At 47.1% G+C, this 20,511-nt stretch carries 16 protein-coding genes; 7 read left to right on the top strand and 9 right to left on the bottom strand.

Annotated elements, in window-relative coordinates; all coding sequences use genetic code 11:
• Positions 1-136: 136 nt before the first annotated feature.
• Genes Q5L94_RS03090 through Q5L94_RS03080 form a run of 3 tightly spaced genes read left to right on the top strand, consistent with a single transcriptional unit; the run spans position 137 to position 2,575 of the window.
• Complete coding sequence (locus Q5L94_RS03090; protein WP_317497008.1) at positions 137-898, top strand: Nif3-like dinuclear metal center hexameric protein; 762 nt, start codon at positions 137-139, stop codon at positions 896-898.
• A gap of 15 nt (positions 899-913) precedes the next feature.
• On the top strand, positions 914-1,690 hold the full coding sequence (locus tag Q5L94_RS03085; RefSeq protein ID WP_317497007.1) for a methyltransferase domain-containing protein: 777 nt from the start codon (positions 914-916) through the stop codon (positions 1,688-1,690).
• Between the two features lie 15 nt (positions 1,691-1,705).
• Positions 1,706-2,575, top strand: coding sequence for an NAD(P)-dependent oxidoreductase (locus Q5L94_RS03080; RefSeq protein WP_317497006.1), 870 nt, complete (start codon positions 1,706-1,708; stop codon positions 2,573-2,575).
• 156 nt (positions 2,576-2,731) lie between these two features.
• On the opposite strand, the gene Q5L94_RS03075 is transcribed toward Q5L94_RS03080, so the two are convergent.
• Entirely contained in the window at positions 2,732-4,081 is a 1,350-nt protein-coding gene (locus Q5L94_RS03075) for a DUF1329 domain-containing protein (protein WP_317497005.1), read from the bottom strand.
• 162 nt (positions 4,082-4,243) lie between these two features.
• On the opposite strand from Q5L94_RS03075, the gene Q5L94_RS03070 reads away from it, so the two are divergent.
• Positions 4,244-5,422, top strand: a complete 1,179-nt coding sequence (locus Q5L94_RS03070; RefSeq protein ID WP_317497004.1) for a WD40/YVTN/BNR-like repeat-containing protein — start codon at positions 4,244-4,246, stop codon at positions 5,420-5,422.
• Positions 5,423-7,753: an efflux RND transporter permease subunit gene (locus tag Q5L94_RS03065; RefSeq protein WP_317497003.1), complete on the top strand. Its 2,331-nt coding sequence runs from the start codon at positions 5,423-5,425 to the stop codon at positions 7,751-7,753.
• 84 nt (positions 7,754-7,837) lie between these two features.
• Here the strand turns inward: Q5L94_RS03065 and sbcB are convergent, their stop codons facing one another.
• Both sbcB and Q5L94_RS03055 read right to left on the bottom strand, forming a co-directional pair.
• A complete protein-coding gene (sbcB, locus tag Q5L94_RS03060; protein WP_317497002.1) occupies positions 7,838-9,277 on the bottom strand; it encodes an exodeoxyribonuclease I in 1,440 nt (479 codons plus the stop codon).
• Between the two features lie 62 nt (positions 9,278-9,339).
• Entirely contained in the window at positions 9,340-9,576 is a 237-nt protein-coding gene (locus Q5L94_RS03055; protein ID WP_317497001.1) for a hypothetical protein, read from the bottom strand.
• Positions 9,577-9,665: 89 nt separating this feature from the next.
• Between Q5L94_RS03055 and Q5L94_RS03050 the strand changes: the two genes are divergently transcribed.
• Both Q5L94_RS03050 and hrpA read left to right on the top strand, forming a co-directional pair.
• Positions 9,666-10,703 carry an isoaspartyl peptidase/L-asparaginase gene (locus Q5L94_RS03050; protein WP_317497000.1) on the top strand — a complete coding sequence of 346 codons (1,038 nt, stop codon included), beginning with the start codon at positions 9,666-9,668 and terminating at the stop codon, positions 10,701-10,703.
• Between the two features lie 11 nt (positions 10,704-10,714).
• Positions 10,715-14,644 carry an ATP-dependent RNA helicase HrpA gene (gene hrpA / locus Q5L94_RS03045; RefSeq protein WP_317496999.1) on the top strand — a complete coding sequence of 1,310 codons (3,930 nt, stop codon included), beginning with the start codon at positions 10,715-10,717 and terminating at the stop codon, positions 14,642-14,644.
• A 36-nt stretch (positions 14,645-14,680) separates the two neighbouring features.
• Here the strand turns inward: hrpA and Q5L94_RS03040 are convergent, their stop codons facing one another.
• The 6 genes from Q5L94_RS03040 to ubiG all read right to left on the bottom strand — a co-directional run bounded on the left by Q5L94_RS03040 (position 14,681) and on the right by ubiG (position 20,484).
• The gene (locus tag Q5L94_RS03040) at positions 14,681-14,947 is read right to left on the bottom strand and encodes a GrxA family glutaredoxin (protein ID WP_011234612.1); all 267 of its coding nucleotides are present in this window, start codon (positions 14,945-14,947) and stop codon (positions 14,681-14,683) included.
• 102 nt (positions 14,948-15,049) lie between these two features.
• Complete coding sequence (gene yfaE, locus Q5L94_RS03035; RefSeq protein WP_317496998.1) at positions 15,050-15,310, bottom strand: class I ribonucleotide reductase maintenance protein YfaE; 261 nt, start codon at positions 15,308-15,310, stop codon at positions 15,050-15,052.
• Positions 15,311-15,313: 3 nt separating this feature from the next.
• Entirely contained in the window at positions 15,314-16,447 is a 1,134-nt protein-coding gene (nrdB, locus tag Q5L94_RS03030) for a class Ia ribonucleoside-diphosphate reductase subunit beta (RefSeq protein ID WP_317496997.1), read from the bottom strand.
• An 18-nt stretch (positions 16,448-16,465) separates the two neighbouring features.
• Entirely contained in the window at positions 16,466-18,796 is a 2,331-nt protein-coding gene (nrdA, locus tag Q5L94_RS03025) for a class 1a ribonucleoside-diphosphate reductase subunit alpha (RefSeq protein ID WP_317496996.1), read from the bottom strand.
• Between the two features lie 272 nt (positions 18,797-19,068).
• Positions 19,069-19,752, bottom strand: coding sequence for an HAD-IA family hydrolase (locus tag Q5L94_RS03020; protein ID WP_317496995.1), 684 nt, complete (start codon positions 19,750-19,752; stop codon positions 19,069-19,071).
• A complete protein-coding gene (gene ubiG / locus Q5L94_RS03015) occupies positions 19,753-20,484 on the bottom strand; it encodes a bifunctional 2-polyprenyl-6-hydroxyphenol methylase/3-demethylubiquinol 3-O-methyltransferase UbiG (RefSeq protein WP_317496994.1) in 732 nt (243 codons plus the stop codon).
• Positions 20,485-20,511: the final 27 nt, after the last annotated feature.

Genomic DNA, 20,511 nt, shown 5'->3' with positions numbered 1-20,511 from the left:
GTGTTCCTTTATTCAAGGTTTGGTTGTAAAAGTTTTGTATAAAAATGCTTCGCTATTCGTTTATACCGTTTTTTCGGATTATTGTCTAATTTCGGGTAAACTGGAGACATTCATCAAAGCAATTTGGTTTTCAGATATGTCGATAAATAGAAATGAATTACAAAATTATCTTAATAAACTATTAAACAGTGAGCAGATTAAAGACTATTGTCCTAATGGACTGCAAGTAGAGGGGAAATCTGAAATCCGCAAAGTAGTCAGCGGAGTAACCGCATGTCAGGCCCTGGTTGACAGGGCAGTTGACGAGAACGTTGATGCGATTCTGGTTCATCATGGCTATTTCTGGAAGGGCGAGCCGGCGGAAGTTGTTGGTATGAAAAAGCGTCGACTACAGCAGTTGTTGAAGCATGATATCAATTTATTTGCCTATCACTTACCACTCGATGTCCACCCTGAACTGGGAAATAATGCGCAGTTGGCCAAACTGATGGATTGGCAATTCGATGGGCCGGTGGATCCTTCTGAACCGGCATGCCCGCTGGTAACCGGTCAGTTAGCTAAAGCCGTTTCCTCCGACGAATTAGCCAATGAACTGGAACAGCGCTTAGAGCGACCGCTGGTGTGTCGAGTCGACAGTTTAAATAAAATTAAAACAGTTGCCTGGTGCACTGGTGGCGGGCAAGGCTTTATTGACCGAGCGGCCCAGCTTGGAGTCGACGCCTTTATTACCGGTGAAGTCTCGGAGCCGACGATACACAGTGCGAGGGAGCAAGGTATTGCATTTTTTGCGGCCGGGCATCATGCCACCGAGCGTTACGGCGCAAAAGCGCTGGGCGAGCACTTAGCACGCCAGTTTGAGCTGGATGTTAAGTTTATTGATATTGATAGTCCGGCCTGATGAAAAGAAGCCTTTATGAATAGAAAAAAACAGGAACGCGGCGACTTCAGCGGTATTAGCCAAAAATTCTCCAAATCTATTTATGACACCACTAAAGGGCAACTCAGGGTTGAGGTGCTCAAGCGTGATTTAGCGCCGCTGTTAGCCACTGAGCCATGTTTAGTGCTTGATGTAGGAGCCGGGCTTGGTCAGGTAAACCAGTGGTTTCAGGAAAATGACTTCGCGGTGGTGCATTCTGATCTTTCAACCGAAATGGTTGAAGAAGCTGAGCGCCGTCACAAAGCGGCAGGCCTCGGACATAAGTGCAAGTACGTTTCGGCAAGTTTAACAGAGCTTGCTAATCAGCAGCCGCTAAATCAGTACGATATTATTCTTTGCCACGCCTTGCTGGAATGGCTGCCGGACACCGAGCTTGCCATTCATCAATTGGCTTCACTATTAAAGCCTGGCGGAAAGTTGTCGCTTATGTTTTATAACTATCATGCTAAGCTTTTTGCCAATGCCATTTACGGCAACTTTGATTATATTGAGCGCGGGCTGAAGGTGAAAAAGACCGTTCGTTTGAATCCTCAGAACCCAGCTGTACCGGAACAAGTTGACGACTGGCTAGATCAAGAAGGGTTAAACGTTCAGCAAAAGACCGGTGTTCGCTGTTTTCATGACTACTTACGTGACCTGACTCATCAGCAACGGTTCGATGAATTACTGGCACTTGAGATGAAATACAATCAAATGTCCCCTTATCGTGAGCTGGGACGTTATCAACACTGGCTTATTGAAAAACCGAATTAGTTTGGAGAAATGACGATGTCAAAGCAATGTGCATTTATTGGATTAGGCGTTATGGGTTACCCAATGGCCGGTCACTTACAAAAAGCGGATCATAAGGTAACGGTTTATAACCGCACTCAGGCTAAAGCCGAAAAATGGGCAAAGGAATATTCCGGACGCTGCCAGCCAACCCCGGCTGAAGCTGTTAAGGAAGCTGACTTTGTTATGGTTTGTGTTGGTAACGATGACGATGTACGTAACGTATTTTACGGCGATGAGGGTATTCTGGCGAATTTAAAATCCGGAGCTGTTGTTGTTGACCATACTACAGCTTCCGCTGAATTGGCGCGAGAGCTCGAGCAAGCTGTAAATGAAAAGCAGGGCAGTTTTTTAGATGCGCCGGTTTCAGGCGGCCAGGCCGGAGCGGAAAACGGTGTTCTAACGGCGATGGTGGGTGGTGAACAACATACTTTTGAAGCTGCGGACGAGCTTTTCCAATGCTATGCCAAAACTCGTCAACTGATGGGACCTGCCGGTAGTGGACAATTAGCGAAAATGGTCAATCAGATTTGTATTGCCGGCGTTTTGCAAGGCTTGTCTGAAGGGCTTCAACTGGCACGTAAAGTCGGCTTAGATCCTGATAAGCTTATTGCGGCGATTAGTCAGGGTGCTGCAGGCTCCTGGCAGATGGAAAATCGTTATAAGACTATGTGGGATAACCACTACGAGCATGGCTTCGCTGTAGACTGGATGCGTAAAGATCTAAAAATAGCCTTGGCTGAGGCCGACCGTCAGGGCTTGTCGCTGCCGGCGACTGCATTAGTTGACCAATTCTATGCTGACGTTCAGAAAATGGGTGGCAGTCGCTGGGATACATCGAGTCTTCTGGCTCGTCTGGAAAAGTAGCCTGATGCTATTGCATCAGGTGAGATGACCCGTAACAACCGCGATGCTGCTGCCTTCTTAATGTAATAACGTCAAGCTACGTAGAACTCACCAGGCTACGGACATTAAAAAAGGAGACTCAAATGAGTCTCCTTTTTACGTTTAAGCGGTATTGGCTTATCTGAAGCCTTTACGGCGTAATGCGTTAGTACTGAAGTCTTCACGGCTTGGTGAAATATCCCATTCCATGTAAGGGTCTTCTTCATTCCCTAACCCAAGAGATATGTAACGACCCGAATTCAGGTCATATAACGCTTCTGCAGCCATCCATGGAACGTCCTGGTTATAGAACTGAGTATTCAGAGCTTCACCAACACGCCATAGTTCGCCACGTCCGTCGTAGTGATCAACCAGTGACGCTGTCCAGGTATCTTCATCAAGGTACATTGTACGCTTAGAATAGATATGGCGTTCCCCGTCTTTCAAAGTGCCTTCGACAACCCACACACGGTGTTTTTCATAGCGGATCAAGTCCTGGTTCATATGACCTGCTTTTATAATGTCTTCATAGTTAAGCTCAGGATCCATGATCTTGAAGTTGTTGTAAGGAATATAAACTTCTTTCTTACCTTTTAATTCCCAGTTGTACTTATCTGGTGCACCGTTGTACATATCCAGGTTGTCAGAGGTACGTAAGCCATCTGCCGCAGTGCCTGGTCCGTCATAAGCAACGTTAGGTGCACGACGTACACGACGCTGGCCGGCATTATAAATCCAGGCGCGACGGCCTTCTTTTACTTGGTTAATGGTTTCATGAACCAGCAAAACAGTACCAGTTAAGCGAGAAGGCGCTTCAACTTCCTGCATAAAATAAAACAGAACGTTGTCGTCGGCTTCCTGGCGACCGGTTTCTAAGTACTCAGGGAATACCAAGGTCTCCTTAAGTTCTACTGTGTTGTAGTCTCCGTTAGCCAGAACCGGGAACTGGGCTACGTTACGAGTTACAGCGCCACCACGGTAACGGGTAATATGGTTCCACACCGCCTCTAACCCATTTTCGGGGATAGGGAATGGAATGGTAGTATCGAAGTTTTCGACGCCGTTACCACCGGCAACCATTTCTGCATTTTCTGCGTTAGATTTTATTTTAGGCCAAAGCTCGTCCGGATAAGTTGCCGAACGGTGGGTTGGATAGACAATCATTTTATAATCTGAGTATTCATTGAACATAGCGATTTGGCCTTCGCTTAGATGTTCTTTGTGCTCATCCAGGTTGTCATGAGTAATCGTAAATAACGGCTTATCATCGGCAAATGGGTCATTACCGCGAACAACTTCTACCGAATGATCAGAGTAACCACCGTCCCAGGCCGGGATAGAGCCGTCGGCATTTGCCGCTTTTTCAGCACCAATCGGGGTTAGATCCTGACCAAGCCTTGCGGCTTCTTCTGGTGATACCTTAGCCGCAACGCTCGCGGAAATCACCGACATGGCAAAAACGCCAGCTTTTAGCATCAGTTTATTCATTATAATTTTCCTTGTTGTTCTACTTTCCAACATCACTTTGCCAGAGGACTGACCTCTCAAGCAATACTTTAACGAAAAAAAGCACGAATTTAACGAAAAAAGGTTTTCAAATAATCTTGAGCTTATACAATCCTATGACATTTTTAGTACCTTGGAGGTTCCATGCGCTTGTCTTTAACCCCATTAGGGGTGTTGTTGGGGGCTTTTTTTAGCACCACAGTGCTTGCACAGGATGGCGACACAACAACAATTACTGATTACGACGTGATCAGTGCACCAGCATTGTCATCAGACAGAATTAAAAGCGAAGTGCTTATTGAAGTGACGACCGTTGGAACGCGAATTATAGCCGTCGGTGCGCATGGAAATATTATCTGGAAAGAGAGCGATAACTGGGAACAGGCTAAAGTAGATACCAGTGTACTTTTAACGAGCGTCGCTTTTGCTGACGAGCAAAACGGATGGGCGACTGGGCATCATGGTGTCATTATTAAAACCGAAGATGGTGGTAAAACCTGGAAGCGGCAGTTAGATGGCTTTGAACTAATGACGTTAGAAAAACGTTATTTTGAACAGCGTATTGAAAAACTGAAAGAACAACTAGAATCAACGAACGATGAAGATGTTATCGGTGAGCTTGAATGGCAGCTTGAAGAGGCTCAGTTCCAGATCAGTAATATAGAGGCAGCCAGAGAAGAAGGCCCCAGCAAGCCTTTTTTAGACCTTTACGCGAAAGACAGTCAGACCGTGATGGCGATAGGCGCTTATGGTACCTTCCTTAAAACCGAAGATGGCGGCGAAAGCTGGCAGGTTATCTCGGGTCGTTTGGAAAACCCGGGCGGTTATCATTTGAATACTATTTTTGGCCAGGGTGATGACTTATATATTTTTGGGGAAGCCGGGTTAGCCTTTGCGAGTCACGATGGTGGTGAGAGTTGGGAAACCCTGGACTCGCCTTATCGTGGGTCGCTGTTTGGCGGGCACCTCGATGCTGAGAGCCGTGTATGGGTTTATGGCCTGCGTGGAAACGCCTTTGTATCAGACGATAAAGGTCAAAGCTTTACAACCGTTGATACAGGCACCAGAGTTAATTTGTCGGCCGGAACCAACACTAACAAGGGTACTCAGCTCATTGTCGGGCATTCCGGAACCATTCTTGAGATTAATGGCCAGCTAGAAGTAAAGAACAGGACACATCCGAGCAGTTCGGTTCTGACCGATATTATTGAAGTAGCCGACGGTGAGTGGATTATGACGGGCCGCAGTGGTCTGTTGCACTGGCCGGCCAAGATCACTGAAAAAGAAGCCCTGGCAACAGCAACGCAACAAGGAGCGCAGTAAATGGATAATCCGAGTGCGAATAAATCAGCAGGACTGCTGGAGAAGTTATTGTTCACGGTACGGGCTCCTTGGCTAATTGTCTTTTTATTACTGACCTTGTTCCTGGGGTATCATGCGTCGCAGGTTCGCCCTGACGCCAGCCTGAGCAAAATGATCCCGACTAACCATCCGTTTATTCAAAATTATTTTGATTACCAGGACGACTTAGCCAGTTTGGGGAACGTTGTCCGAGTGGCTGTTGAAAATAAAGACGGCGATATTTTTGAAGCCGATTTTCAACAGGAATTGCAAAAAATAACCGATGAAATTTTCTTCATTCCGGGCGTTAACCGCTCCGGGCTTCGCAGCTTATGGACTCCCAATGTTCGCTGGATGGAAGTTACCGAAGAAGGTTTTGTCGGCGGCCCGGTGATTCCCGATGGTTATGACGGCAGTGAAGAATCCTTAGATGAACTAAGAACTAACGTTCTGCGCTCAGGTGAAGTAGGTAACCTGGTTGCAAATAACTTTGAATCTACCATCGTCTATATTCCGCTGGATGAAGTTAACCCTGAAACTGGCGAAAAGCTCGATTATCAGGAATTTTCTGAAAAGCTGGAAACCCTGGTTCGCGATAAATACCAAAGCGAAGATATTGAAATTCACATCACCGGTTTTGCGAAACTGATAGGCGACCTTATTGAAGGTGCTGAGCAGGTTGGTTTGTTCTTCCTGCTGGCTATCGCTATCACGCTTGTTATGCTTTACCTCTATAGCCGCTGTTGGCGCAGTACCTTTATGGTCCTTAGCTGCTCAATTATTGCGGTTATCTGGCAGCTTGGCATTATTGAGTTGATAGGCAGCGGCATTAACCCGTATTCAATGCTCGTGCCATTCCTGGTGTTTGCCATAGGGGTTTCGCATGGCGTACAGATTATAAATGCAATTGGTACCAACCGGGTTGCCGGGCTTGATAAAGTTGCTGCTGCTCGCACTGCGTTCCGCGGTCTGTATATTGCGGGGTTAACCGCTCTGGCAAGTGACGCCATTGGCTTTACGACCTTGATGGTTATTGATATTGAGGTCATCAAAGAGTTGGCAATAGCGGCCAGTATTGGTGTTGCTGTGGTGGTGCTGACTAACCTGGCTTTACTGCCTATTTTGATGTCCTACCTGGGAACCTCGGACAACGGTGTTGCTTACCAGAAAAAAATAAAGGACGAGCGTCATCCACTGTTTGATTTCTTTGCTAAATTTACTCAGCCAAAATGGGCGTATTCAGCCCTCGTTGTTGCTCTAATTATGCTGGCCTGGGGCTTAGTCAATAGTCAGAATATGGCAATTGGTGACCTCGATAAAGGCGCGCCGGAGCTTCGTCCTGACAGTCGCTATAATCAGGACAATGCCTTTATTGTAGAAAACTACAGCTCCAGTACCGATATTTTTGTGGTGATGGCGGCATCTGCGCCTGAACAGTGTATTGCCTACGATAATCTAGAGATTATGGAGCGTTTTAGCTGGCATATGGAAAATACCGGCGGTGTTCAGGACGTTAAGTCTGTCGTCTACGTTTCTAAAATGGGCATGTTTGGCATAAATGAGGGTAACCTTAAGTGGTTTAGTTTAAACCGCAATAAATACGTTACTAACGCCTCTTTAAGCCGTATTCCGGACGGTTTGATCAACAACGATTGTTCAATGGCGCCAGTCATTATTTACCTTGATGACCATAAAGCTAAAACCTTAAAGAATGTCGTTGGCTCGGTTAACGAGTTTAACCAGAACTATCAGCAGGAAGGGTTGGAGCTGTTGATGGCAGCGGGCAACTCGGGTATTGAAGCTGCGACTAACTCGGTTATAGAGGCGGCGCAGACTAAGATGCTGCTGTGGGTTTATGGTGTTGTTATCGTGCTGTGCTTTATTACCTTCCGTAGCGTTCGTACGGTGGCCTGTATCGTACTGCCGCTGGCCTTTACTACTGTTATGAGTCAAGGACTAATGGCGGTGTTAGGCATAGGCATTAAAGTGGCTACCTTGCCGGTTATTGCCTTAGGGGTTGGTATCGGCGTCGACTACGGCATTTATATTTACAGTAAAGTGAAAGAGGGCTTGCAGCAGGGCATGTCGTTGCATGAAACCTACAAGTACTCGCTGGATAACACTGGCAAGGCCGTTGGCTTTACTGGCTTAACGCTGGCCATAGGTGTCGCCACCTGGATATTCTCACCCATTAAATTTCAGGCGGACATGGGGATATTGCTGACCTTTATGTTCCTATGGAATATGCTGGGTGCGCTGATTCTAATCCCGGCACTGGCAAGATTATTTGGGGTAGGAAATAAAAAAGCCTAACGTGGTAATCTAATCTGAGTTAGTAAATTGAGGCGTCGGCTTTTATTAAGTCGGCGCCTTTTCTTTTATAGCGATAGTGGACTATTAAAGTGATGCGGCGTAGTCATACAGTGATTTTAGCAACCGCAGCTTATGCGCGTCTTCCTGTTGCTGATTCGCCAAGTCTTCAAGCTTCAGTGCAAAGTCCTCTGCGGACAATAAGCCTTCTGGCGGCTCAATTAAGCGCTGCTGACAAAACAAACGCCACTTATTCAGTTCTTTGTCGCTAAGAGTCGACGGGTAGTTTCGTGCCCGGTAACGAAACAGCAGTGTAGGCATACGCTTATCCTGAAAATCCAGTTCCAGACCGGCCAGCTGTTGCGGCTCTGAAGAACGGATAATTTCCATATGCTTTTTATCCTGAGGAGAGAAAAAGCCGTCGTATATTTGGTGGTCAACATCGGTTCTGGGGGCAAACTCCTTGGTTTGTTCAAACACCTGCATGAGTTTGTCACGGAAGTCGCTGTTTTCCTGCAACCATTTGGCGTTTGTCTCCAGGGCGGCTGTATCTAATGCGGCACTATCAGCAGCTTCAGCAGAGATGGTTTTAATGGGAGCTAAGAAAGGACAGCGACCCAAGTGAATATTTTGTATACCGCTCTTCTGTAAGCCTTGCTCTTCCAGTTCCCTGCGACTGGTGTAGGTTAACTCAGTTAATTCTTCTATAGATTTATCGGCAAAATCAATGGGCGGAACGCGCAAGTCCCAGGCAATAACGTTGCTATTTTGCTTAGGATGAAAGCCCAGCGGCAATATAGCCGACAAATAGCGGTTAGCCGTACCGTAAAAACCACTGACATGGGCCAGAGGCTCCGGTGCCTGCCAGTTAAACAAGTTCAGTAGCTTTTGTTTACGGCGAATACTGTATGCCCACTGCCACAGCTTAGGCTGCTTTTCGCTGATGAGCTTTGCCAGACCAATAGTCGCGTAAACGTCTGACATAGCGTCGTGCGCCTGGCCGTGCTCAATGCCATTGGCAACACTCAAATGCTCCAGTTTTAGGCTGGGTTGTCCGTCAGAATTCTCCGGCCAGTTAATACCGTCGGGGCGTAGCGCAAAACAGGCTCGCGCCACATCAATTAAGTCCCAGCGGGAATTGCCGTTCTGCCAGCTGTATTCGTAAGGGTCATAAAAATTGCGATAGAAAAGCAAACGGGTAACTTCGTCATCAAAACGGATGTTGTTGTAGCCAATAATGGTGGTGTTAGGCTTTTGAAACTCGTTTGCTATGGCTTTGCTGAACTCGGCTTCACCGACACCTTGCTTCGCAGCAAGCTGCGGTGTTATTCCGGTAATTAAAGTCGCTTCCGGGTTAGGCAGAAAGTCCGGAGTAGGTTGAGCGTAAAGCGTTAAAGGCCGACCGATAACATTAAAATCAGTGTCTGTGCGTAAGCCTGCAAACTGTGCAGGGCGATCCACTAAAGGGTTAGCGCCCCATGTCTCATAATCGTGCCAGTAGAAAGTTTCTTGTTCGTTGTGTGCCATAAGCCTAACTGCTCAGCGGAAAAGGAAAACTATAGCACGAGCCCGCAGATAAATTCAGCCACTCACTCCCTTTCAATTTTATTCACTTGCACATCATAGGCTTTATCCAACTTTTGCTCTAATGTACGGTCATCTTCGTGGCGAAAAGCAAGTTCAGCGTGCGGCAGAATGCGTTCAGCTAAACGCTGTGAAACGGCGTCTCTGAACTTTTGTTCGTTATCTAGTGCTTCATTATCTACTTCCAGCGTAATTTGCTGTCTGTCGCCTAAGTGTGTGTACTCAACGCGATAAGTCGGCATCTGCATATCTCCTCGTTGTCAGTTCGTTGCTTTCCTGCGACTATGTTATGACTAACAATCTAGCCTATAACAATAAAATCGAGGTCAGGATGAAAAAACTTTATTTATCTGCACTACTTGCCACTGCTGCGTTTGGATCGCTATTACCAGCCGTACAGGCGGATGACCATGATGTTGAATACGCTATGGCTATTCACGGCGGTGCGGGGACTATTACTCGTGCGAATTTAACCGCTGAACAAGAGCAAGCCTACAAAGATAAACTGACGGAAGCTTTAGAGGCTGGCCGTAAGGTATTGAAAGAAGGTGGTGACAGCACCACCGCAGTTATTGCGGCTATTCAGGTAATGGAAGCATCGCCACTGTTTAACTCTGGCAAAGGCGCGGTTTATACCTGGGACGGAGAACATGAGCTGGATGCTTCGTTAATGGAAGGTCTGAACGGCAATGCGGGTGCAGTTGCGGGTGTGAAAACGGTAAAAAGCCCAATAGAACTGGCTCGTGAAGTAATGGAAGAGTCGGTACACGTCATGCTAAGTGGTAAAGGCGCAGAGCAGTTTTCCCGGCAGCAAGGGCTGGAGCAGGTCGAGAATAGCTATTTCAATACCGAGCACCGTTATCAGCAGCTGCAAAACGCCAAAGAAACCATTAAGAAAAGTGAACAGCCGGAGCAACAAGCCTGGGAGTACCTGGATTTAGATTACAAATACGGCACAGTAGGTGCTGTGGCTGTTGATAAAAACGGGTTATTAAGTGCAGGCACATCAACCGGCGGCATGACAGCCAAACGTTATGGTAGAATAGGCGATTCCCCCATTATTGGTGCCGGTACCTGGGCGGATAACGACAGCTGTGCGGTGTCTGCGACCGGACACGGTGAATACTTCATTCGCTTCCACGTGGCGGCTGATATCTGCTCGCGGGTTAAGTATAAAGGGCTTTCGGTAAATGAAGCCGGCGATGAGGTCATTCACGGTGTGCTGGAACAAGCGGGTGGTACCGGAGGCGTTATTATTATTGACGCAGAAGGCAATATTGCTATGCCGTTTAATACCGAAGGTATGTATCGTGGCTATATTAAGGGCGAAGGTGATGCCCATATTGCTATTTATAACGAGGATGAATAAGTTCGGAGTCTATGAGTCGTCAAAAATCGCACGATAAATCACAAAGTCAGCCTTTTGTTGATAAATTTCAGACACAATTAGAGCAATGTACAACACAACAGGCCGCGCTTTTGCGCGGTCGTTTGCGTGGTCTGAGTAAAATTAAAAATGAGCAACGACAGCAGCAGGTGCTGGAGCGGATAGCGGGCGATATAGAGACCGCTGAGTTGGCGTACCTGGAGCGTCAGCAGCAACAGTTTTATATTAGTTACCCCGAAGAGTTGCCGGTTGCCCAGCAGCGTGGTGACATTAAAAAAGCCATTGAGCAGAATCAGGTGGTGGTCATTGCCGGTGAGACGGGTTCAGGTAAGACCACGCAGCTACCGAAAATGTTGCTGGAACTGGGGTATGGTCGCAAAGGTACCATTGGTCATACTCAGCCCCGGCGGCTGGCTGCACGCAGTGTTGCTGCCCGTATTGGGGATGAGCTGCAGGATCACGCGAAAAAGCAGGTGGGTTATAAAATCCGCTTTCAGGATGAGACCGCACCGACTACGGCAATAAAACTCATGACCGACGGTATGCTGTTATCCGAACTGCAGCAAGACCCTCTGCTACTGCAATACGACGCCATTATTATCGATGAAGCACACGAGCGCAGTCTGAATATCGATTTCTTGCTGGGGGTTCTGCATACGCTGCTGCCCAAACGCCGTGATCTTAAAGTTGTTATTACCTCCGCGACTATTGAAACCGAACGTTTCTCCAAACACTTTCATGATGCTCCCGTACTGACGGTAACCGGCCGAACCTACCCGGTGGAAGTTCGGTATCGACCGCCAAAAGAAGACGGCAAAGCTGCTGATGCCGACGTACTTCAAGGCGTTTGTGACGCGGTGGAAGAACTGCAGCGGGAAAGTGAAGGTGATATTCTAATTTTTGCCAGCGGTGAGCGCGAAATTCGTGATTACGCGGATGCTATTGGGGAGTTACAGCTGCGTAATACGGAAGTTTTGCCCTTGTATGCGCGTTTGTCGTCGCACGAGCAGAACCGTGTATTTCAGTCGCACAGTCAGCGCCGGGTGGTTATTGCTACCAACGTGGCAGAAACCTCGTTAACGGTTCCGGGCATACGCTTTGTAATTGACCCGGGCACCGTGCGCATGAGCCGTTACAGTTACCGCACTAAAGTGCAGCGCTTACCCATTGAGCCCATTTCACAGGCCAGCGCCAACCAGCGCAAGGGGCGTTGTGGCCGTATTGGTCCGGGTATTTGTATTCGCTTATACAGTGAAGAGGACTTCTTGCAGCGTCCGGAATATACCGATCCGGAAATTCTCCGTACCAATTTGGCGGCGGTTATACTGCAAATGTCGTCGTTGCGCCTGGGTGACATTCGCCAGTTTCCTTTTGTACAAAAGCCCGATGAGCGTTTTGTTAAAGATGGCCTGAACTTACTGGAAGAGTTGCACGCTATTAAGCCAGGACGTAAAAATGAGCAACCGAAATTAACGGATACGGGACGTCAACTGTCGCGGCTGCCTCTAGATCCGCGACTGGCCAGAATGGTCATAGCCGGACAGCAATATGGTTGTGTCCGTGAAATGCTGATAATTACCGCGGCTCTGAGTATTCAGGACCCGCGTGAACGGCCACACGATGCACAGCAGAAAGCAGACGAATGGCACCAACGTTTCCGTGATAAAAGCTCTGATTTTATGGCGTTTCTCAACTTATGGAACTACGTCAAAGAACAGCAGAAAGCCTTGTCAGGAAACCAGTTCCGTAAGCAAATGGGTCGTGAGTTTATTCATTTTATGCGCTTGCGTGAGTGGCAGGATATTTACACGCAGAGCCGACAAACGGTTCGGGAAATGGGGTTATCCATTAATGAAGAACCTGCCACTTTCGAGCAAGTACACCGGGCTTTAATTACTGGTTTATTGTCTCAGGTGGGTTTTAAAGAAGACCGACACGAATATCAGGGCACGCGGCAAACGCGTTTTCATATTTTTCCGGGCTCAGGTTTGTTTGGTAAGCCACCAAAGTGGGTTGTTACCGCAGAGCTCGCCGAAACCTCAAAATTGTATGCGCGTATTAATGCCGACATCGACCCGCTGTGGATAGAGGAGGCGGCTCCTCATTTAGTCAAAAAGCAATACCTTGAACCTCACTTTGAGAAGAAGCAAGGCAGTGTGATTGCCGATGAGCAGGTCACGTTACTGGGGCTGATTCTGGTGCCCAGAAGGCGCGTTCAATTCGGCCCAGTGTCGCCGATTAAGGCCAGAGAAATATTCATTCGCGAAGGGCTGGTTAATTCGCAGCTAACGCGCAAGCTGCCTTTTATTCAACACAACCTAAGGTTAATTCAGGATGTTCAGGCGCTGGAGGCGAAATCTCGTCGTCGCGATATTCTGGTGGATGAAGAGGTGTTGTTCGAGGCTTATGACCGCGCCATACCCGAAGGCATATATAACGAGAAGTTGCTGGCAGGCTGGTGGCATAAGGCGGCTAAAAAAGAGCCTAAACTGCTGTTTTTTGAACGCGACGACCTTATTGCCGGCGACACCGAACACATTACAGAAAATGAATATCCGGAGTTTTGGCGCCAGGGCAACTTGCGATTGCCGTTAAGTTACCATTTTGAACCTAACGCAGAAGACGATGGTGTCAGCGTGAATATTCAGCTGGGTATTCTGAATCAGGTGAGGCCGGAAGGTTTCGACTGGCATATTCCGGCGCTCCGTGAGGAACGAATTGCTCACTTAATTAAGTCGCTGCCGAAAACCTTACGCCGGAATTTTGTACCGGCACCTAACTTCGCTGGCGCGATTATAGCCGATATTGAACCGCTGCAAGGGCGCTTAACCGATGCTATGGCGACTAAGTTGCGCCGTATGACCGGCGTGACGGTTCCGGAAGAAAGTTGGGATGAGTCCTCGCTGCCTGATCATTTACGCATGAATTTTAAGATTCTTGACGGCAAAAAGTTGGTTAGTCAGGGACGTGACTTACAAGGTCTTCAACAGAAGCTGTCGGGTAAGGTGCAGCAGCGGCTGGAGAAAACCGCCGGTGACGATATTAGCCGTGAGCGCGTCGATAGCTGGGACTTTGATGGCTTACCGGAAGTTATTACCGAGCGCCAGCAAGGTTTTGAGCTGAAGGCGTATCCGGGCTTAATAAATAAAGGCAAAGGACAGGTTGCTTTGCAGTTGTTCGATAACCCAGAGCAGGCGAAGAAGCATCATAAAGCCGGTGTACGGGAATTGTTGCTGCAACAAATACCATCACCTATCAAGCATTTACAGAAGTCGCTGTCGAATAAAGCCAAGTTGGCCATGTACTTTAACCCCTGGGGCAAAGTGGATGCATTAATAGCTGACTGTATAGCGGCGGCAGTGGACGGTCTGGTTCAGGAACAAATAGAACAAGGCAATGAACTTAGGGATAAGCGAAGCTTTGAGCAGTTAAAAGGCATTGTCCGTGGTAATTTGAATGAACGTGTTGAGCAAATAGCAGGGGAAGTCGAGCAGTGTTTGCTACTGTCGCAACAGGTTAGAAAGTCGCTCAAAGGTAAAATCCCACTGGATCAGATCCAGTCCCGGGGGGATATTCAGGACCAACTGGATAACTTAGTCTTCGCCGGGTTTGTCTCTGCTTTTGGTGGGGAGCGCCTGAGTGACATTGTGCGTTATTTAAAAGCTATTCAACGTCGGCTAGAAAAACTGCCGGTTGACCCGAATAAGGACAGATTGATGACTCTGACCCTGGCCAACCTTGAAGAGCAGTATAAAGCCGCGGTGAAGGCTTATGAAAATAAAGGCTCGGTTGTTCCCGATGACATTACTGAAATTCGCTGGATGATTGAAGAGCTGAGAGTGTCATTTTTCGCGCAGACACTGGGAACCAAGTATCCAGTGTCAGAAAAGCGGGTTAAACAAGCAATAGAGGCGGCTAAATAGCCGCCTCTACGATAGGGTTACATTACTTACACAGAATTATGCTGTATAAAGCCCTAAGTTCTCTTTTGCGTAGGCTTCAAATTCTGTGAAACCGCCAACGTGTTGTTCGTCGACAAAAATTTGAGGAACCGTTTGTACCGGTTTGCCTACCGTTTTTTCCAGGTCAGCTTTGCTGATGCCTTCAGCGTGAATGTCGACATAGCGATAATCAAAATCTTCCATATCGGCTTTTAATTTATCCGCAACTTCTACGGCGCGAACACAAAAAGGACAACCCGGACGTCCAAAAATGACTGTAAACATGAAATACCTCTCTCACAAAAATTTATAGTGCCATTATCCAGATTTTATTGCTGGTTAACAATTGTTCTGCACGATGGCCACAATCGGTTTAATGAATAATACTTAGTGGTCAATGTCCAGATCTGACTCCGGAACGCAGCAGCAGGGCAGAATGTCGCCTTTTCTGACATAAGCCAGAGGTTCTGTTGTATAACGGATTTTACCGGACTTTAGGGTGCTACGGCAGGCACCACAAAAGCCACTGCGGCAGTGGTAGTGCATTTCTAACTGATGCTTTTCTAAGGCCTCGAGTAAGGTGCCTTCAGTCGCGTCAACGGCAAGTTCGGGCCCACCGTTGACAGTGACTTTAAAGGTGTTAGCCATAGCTTAGAGATCAAAGTCCCCAAGGTCGGAAGCATTCACTTCGCTGTCTATCTGACCAACAAGATAAGAGGTAATTTCTGATTCCTGCGGCGCTACCTGAACGTTGTCTGAAACCAGATACTTGTTCATCCACGGTAGTGGGTTGGAACGCTGGTTCTCAAACGGTGCGTCAAAGCCAATGGCCTGCATACGTAAGTTCGCAATATATTCTACATACTGACAGAGCATGCTCTCATTCAGGCCAATCATTGAGCCGTCTTTAAACAAGTAGTGCGCCCACTGCTTTTCCTGCTTCACTGCTGTCATGAAAATATCATAGGCATCGTCGCGCAGTTCTTCGGCAATTTCTTTCATTTCCGGGTCGTCTTCGCCGTATTGCCACAAGTTAAGAATGTGCTGTGTCGATGTCAGGTGAACGTTTTCGTCGCGGGCAATCAGCTTAATAATTTTTGCGTTGCCTTCCATTAACTCACGTTCTGCAAAAGCGAAAGTACAAGCGAAGCTGACGTAAAAGCGAATAGCTTCCAGGGCGTTAACCGAATTAATGCATAAAAACAGTTTTTTCTTAATTTCTCGCTGCGTTACGGTATGAGTTTTACCTTCAACAACGACATCGCCTTCACCGTGCGTCTGCAACAGTTGAGTATAGAAAATAAGATCATCGTAGTATTTAGAGATGTCATTAGCGCGAATTTTAATTTGCTCGTTAATGACGATGTCTTCAAAGACTTCGCTGGGATCACTAAACAAGTTACGCAGAATGTGCGTGTACGAGCGCGAATGAATGGTCTCAAAGAATGACCAGGTTTCAATCCAGGTTTCTAGCTCAGGAAGAGAAACAATAGGCAATAACGCGATATTCGGCGAACGCCCCTGAATTGAATCTAACAGTGTTTGATACTTCAGGTTAGAAATAAACACATGCTTTTCACTGGCTGTTAACTTGTTAAAGTCGATGCGGTCACGACTGACGTCGATTTCCTCAGGTCGCCAGAAAAAACTGATTTGTTTTTCAATGAGCTTCTCAAAAATGCTGTGCTTTTGCTGATCGTAGCGAGCAACGTTAACGGAGTTGCCTAAAAACATTGGCTCAGTTAACGGGTTATTCTGCTCTTGATTAAAGGTTGAGTACGACATTCGCTAACATCCTTCTTATTAAATTTTGCAGGCGCCGCCGGCACAGTCATCATCTTCTTCAATGATCACTTCTGTCGGTTGAGCTTGAGACGCAGCAGCACCTTTACGTGCAGCAATATCGGATTGATTATCCGCAGCACCGTCACGGGTGTTGTGATAGTAAAGCGTCTTAACGCCAAATTTATAGGCCGTTAATAAGTCCTGCAGAAGCTGCTTCATTGGTACTTTCCCGGCTTCGAATTTACTTGGGTCGTAATTGGTGTTCGCAGAAATTGTCTGGTCGACAAATTTTTGCATAATACCAACTAGCTCAAGGTATCCTTTGTTGTTAGGGATTTGCCATAACAGCTCGTACTTGTCTTTTAAGTTTTCGTAGTCTGGAACAACCTGTTTGGTGACACCGTCTTTTGATGACTTAATACTGACAAAACCACGAGGCGGCTCAATGCCGTTGGTCGCGTTAGAAATCTGCGACGATGTCTCAGAAGGCATTAACGCTGATAACGTTGAGTTACGCATGCCGTGTTGTTTGATGTCGGCACGAAGCTTGTCCCAGTCCAAACGCAGAGGTTCATCACAAACCTTATCCAGGTCTTTCTTGTAGGTATCGGTTGGCATAATGCCCTGAGAGTAGGTGGTCTCATTAAATTTAGGGCAGGCACCTCTTTCTTTAGCCAGGTTCATTGACGCCTGCATTAGATAATACTGTATTGCCTCAAAGGTCTGGTGAACCAGGCCGTTTGCAGAGCCGTCTGAATATTTAACACCGTGCTTGGCTAAGTAATAAGCAAAGTTAATAACCCCAATACCCAGAGTACGGCGGTTCATTGTCGCGTTGTACGCGGCCGGGACCGGGTATTCCTGATAATCCAGCAGGCTATCCAGTGCGCGAACGGCTAGGTCGGCAAGGTTTTCAAATTCACTTAAGCTCTCAATTTTGCCTAGGTTAAAGGCCGACAGAGTACAAAGGGCAATTTCGCCTTCTTCGTCGTTTACATGACTTAGAGGCTTAGTTGGTAACGCAATTTCAAGGCACAGATTACTCTGACGAATAGGAGCAACTTTAGAGTCGAATGGGCTGTGCGTGTTGCAATGGTCAACGTTTTGTACGTAGATACGGCCAGTACTGGCGCGTTCCTGCATAAACAAACCAAACAACTCAATGGCTTTAATACGTTTTTTGCGGATGCTCTCATCCTGTTCGTACTGAAGGTACAAACGCTCAAATTCGTCCTGATCTTCAAAGAACGCGTCGTAAAGGCCTGGCACATCCGACGGGCTGAACAAGGTAATGTAATCGTCTTTAATCAGACGCTGGTACATGGTGCGGTTAAACTGCACACCGTAATCCAGATGACGAACCCGGTTTTCTTCAACACCGCGATTGTTTTTTAGTACCAATAAGCTTTCAACTTCCAGGTGCCAAAGCGGGTAGAACAGGGTAGCCGCGCCACCACGAACACCACCTTGCGAACAACTTTTAACTGCTGTCTGGAAATATTTATAGAACGGAATACAACCTGTGTGGAAAGCTTCGCCGTTACGAATAGGGCTGCCCAGAGCGCGAATACGCCCTGCGTTAATGCCAATACCGGCGCGCTGAGAGACGTATTTTACGATGGCGCTTGACGTGGCATTAATAGAGTCAAGACTATCACCGGCTTCAATCAGAACGCAGGAGCTGAACTGACGCGTAGGCGTGCGCACACCCGACATGATAGGTGTTGGTAGCGAGATTTTGAATTCAGAAGCGGCATCGTAGAAACGTTTAACGTAGTCCATACGAGTGCTTTTCGGGTAGTTGGCAAACAAACAAGCTGCTACCAGAATGTATAAGAACTGAGCGCTTTCGTAGATATCGCCGGTAACCCGATTCTGAACCAGATATTTGTTCTCGAGCTGCTTCACTGCTGCGTAAGAGAAGTTCATATCACGCCAGTGATCCAGAATGTCGTCCATCTGGTCAAATTCTGCTTCAGTATAGTCTTCCAGCAGGTGCTCATCGTAGCGATGCTCTGCAACCATCTTCTTGACCTGGTCGTAAAGACGGGGGGGCTCAAACTTACCGTAGGCCCGTTTACGCAGGTGAAAAATAGCTAGACGCGCAGCCATAAATTGATAGTCGGGCGCTTCTTCTGAAATTAAATCAGCAGCGGCTTTGATGATGGTCTCGTGAATATCTTCGGTTTTAATACCGTCGTAAAATTGAATGTGAGACTTAATCTCGACCTGAGAAGCTGAAACGTTGTTAAGACCTTCAGCGGCCCACATGATAACCCGATGAATTTTATCGAGGTTTAGCGGTTCGCGTTCGCCGCTGCGTTTAGTGACATATAGTTGCTCGTTCATTCTGCGCCGACTCTTAGCTTTTTGTTATATGCATGTAGCCACTAGATATTGTGCTTATTAGTTGTACAGGGCGATATTCACACAATATCTAGTGTCTTAGGAATGGACAGTATGCTAGGTCTAACTGCCACTTCGATCAAGTAAATTTACGGGCAAAAATAGGAATAATTTTGATTTAGAAATCTTGATTTTTTGTCAGCCTTTGTTTGGCGTGAGTTTGCGCTGGTAATCTTGCTATATAATTTTTTGATCTTTCAAAAGATGTTTATAGATCAAGAGTTATCGATAGCAAGCAACTTCAGTAATTCGAGTGGTGACGCGATATGGTAGTCGGCTTGCCAGCGTTGTGGCTGATCCTCATTGCTAATATAGCCATATTCAGCAAGCACCGTAACCATACCCGCATTGCGGCCGGCTTCGATATCTCGTTCAGCGTCTCCGACATAAAGACAGTCGGCAGGTTCTACTCCCAGTTTTTCAGCCGCATAGAATAAAGGTTCCGGCGAGGGTTTCGCCACGCTTAAGGTATCACCGCTTACGACCACACGAATAGCTTCAAACTCCGGAAAGTGAGGCAGTAATTGTTGGGTTAAGCGCTCTGGCTTATTGGTAACTATGGCAACCTCAATGGATTCGCTCTGCAGCAAGGCAAGTAGCTCCAAAACGCCGGGATAGGGTTGCGTATGAATGGCTATGTTCTCTTTATAAGCATTAAGAAATGCATGCCGGAGTTCAGCTTCCATGTCGCTGTACTCTTCGGCAAAAGCTAGCTGCAGCATACCTCTGGAACCATGAGACGCGACTGGTGTAAACACCTCAGCCGTAATGGCAGGGCGTTCGTATTGTTCGCATACGACGTTCAATGCAGCTCCCAGGTCGGGTGCTGTATCAAGCAAGGTGCCGTCTAAATCAAACAGTACCGCCTTTACGGGAGAACTTTTATCTGACGAGCTCATTTATTCTCCCGGTTTTTTTAAAGCGACAATATAGTTCACATCAACATCTTTCTCTGACAGCACAAAGCCTTTTAGCGGGTTAAAAATCAAACCGTTAATGGCGATATCTTCTAACGCGGCGGCATCTGTCATACGCAGTAGCTCTGATGGTTTGATAAAACGTTGATGCTGATGAGTTCCTTTGGGAACCCAGCCTAAAACATGCTCAGCGGCAACAATGCCTAATAGCCAGGATTTTACATTCCGGTTTAGTGTGGAGAAAAAGATCTTCCCGCCAGGTTTTAGTGCTTTAGCACAGGCTTTTACAATAGCCTCAGGGTCAGGCACATGCTCCAGCATCTCCAGACAAGTCACCACATCAAAGCTTGCTGGTTGCTGCTCCGCCAGGGTTTCGATAGCAATGCATTGATAATCGATTTGACGGCCGCTTTCTGATGCGTGCAAACGCGCTACTTTTAATGATTGTTCGGCCAAATCGACACCGGTAACCTGAGCCCCACGTTCAGCCATAGCTTCGCTGAGTAATCCACCGCCGCAACCAACATCCAGTACCTTTTTGCCGAATAGGCCTTCAGTATGGTTTTCAATAAACCCTAGTCGAACGGGGTTTATTTCATGTAAGGGTTTGAATTCTCCCTCGGGATCCCACCATCGCGAGGCCAGGGCTGAAAACTTTGCGATCTCTTCCGGATCGACGTTTTTTTGTTCACTTTTAGAGCTGCTGCTGGTCATAGATTACGCGTCTTTAAGAGATGGATA

Source organism: Idiomarina sp. Sol25 (assembly GCF_033052775.1).
GTDB lineage: Bacteria > Pseudomonadota > Gammaproteobacteria > Enterobacterales > Alteromonadaceae > Idiomarina.
Note: the sequence above shows the minus strand (reverse complement) of the source record. Positions and strands in the feature narration are given on the sequence as shown.

Excerpts from the sequence above, each read along its gene's own strand:
- Q5L94_RS03090 (WP_317497008.1), top strand. The coding sequence starts at position 137 with ATGTCGATAAATAGAAATGAATTACAAAATTATCTTAATAAACTATTA.
- Q5L94_RS03085 (WP_317497007.1), top strand. The coding sequence starts at position 914 with ATGAATAGAAAAAAACAGGAACGCGGCGACTTCAGCGGTATTAGCCAA.
- Q5L94_RS03080 (WP_317497006.1), top strand. The coding sequence starts at position 1,706 with ATGTCAAAGCAATGTGCATTTATTGGATTAGGCGTTATGGGTTACCCA.
- Q5L94_RS03075 (WP_317497005.1), bottom strand. The coding sequence starts at position 4,081 with ATGAATAAACTGATGCTAAAAGCTGGCGTTTTTGCCATGTCGGTGATT.
- Q5L94_RS03070 (WP_317497004.1), top strand. The coding sequence starts at position 4,244 with ATGCGCTTGTCTTTAACCCCATTAGGGGTGTTGTTGGGGGCTTTTTTT.
- Q5L94_RS03065 (WP_317497003.1), top strand. The coding sequence starts at position 5,423 with ATGGATAATCCGAGTGCGAATAAATCAGCAGGACTGCTGGAGAAGTTA.
- sbcB (WP_317497002.1), bottom strand. The coding sequence starts at position 9,277 with ATGGCACACAACGAACAAGAAACTTTCTACTGGCACGATTATGAGACA.
- Q5L94_RS03055 (WP_317497001.1), bottom strand. The coding sequence starts at position 9,576 with ATGCCGACTTATCGCGTTGAGTACACACACTTAGGCGACAGACAGCAA.
- Q5L94_RS03050 (WP_317497000.1), top strand. The coding sequence starts at position 9,666 with ATGAAAAAACTTTATTTATCTGCACTACTTGCCACTGCTGCGTTTGGA.
- hrpA (WP_317496999.1), top strand. The coding sequence starts at position 10,715 with ATGAGTCGTCAAAAATCGCACGATAAATCACAAAGTCAGCCTTTTGTT.
- Q5L94_RS03040 (WP_011234612.1), bottom strand. The coding sequence starts at position 14,947 with ATGTTTACAGTCATTTTTGGACGTCCGGGTTGTCCTTTTTGTGTTCGC.
- yfaE (WP_317496998.1), bottom strand. The coding sequence starts at position 15,310 with ATGGCTAACACCTTTAAAGTCACTGTCAACGGTGGGCCCGAACTTGCC.
- nrdB (WP_317496997.1), bottom strand. The coding sequence starts at position 16,447 with ATGTCGTACTCAACCTTTAATCAAGAGCAGAATAACCCGTTAACTGAG.
- nrdA (WP_317496996.1), bottom strand. The coding sequence starts at position 18,796 with ATGAACGAGCAACTATATGTCACTAAACGCAGCGGCGAACGCGAACCG.
- Q5L94_RS03020 (WP_317496995.1), bottom strand. The coding sequence starts at position 19,752 with ATGAGCTCGTCAGATAAAAGTTCTCCCGTAAAGGCGGTACTGTTTGAT.
- ubiG (WP_317496994.1), bottom strand. The coding sequence starts at position 20,484 with ATGACCAGCAGCAGCTCTAAAAGTGAACAAAAAAACGTCGATCCGGAA.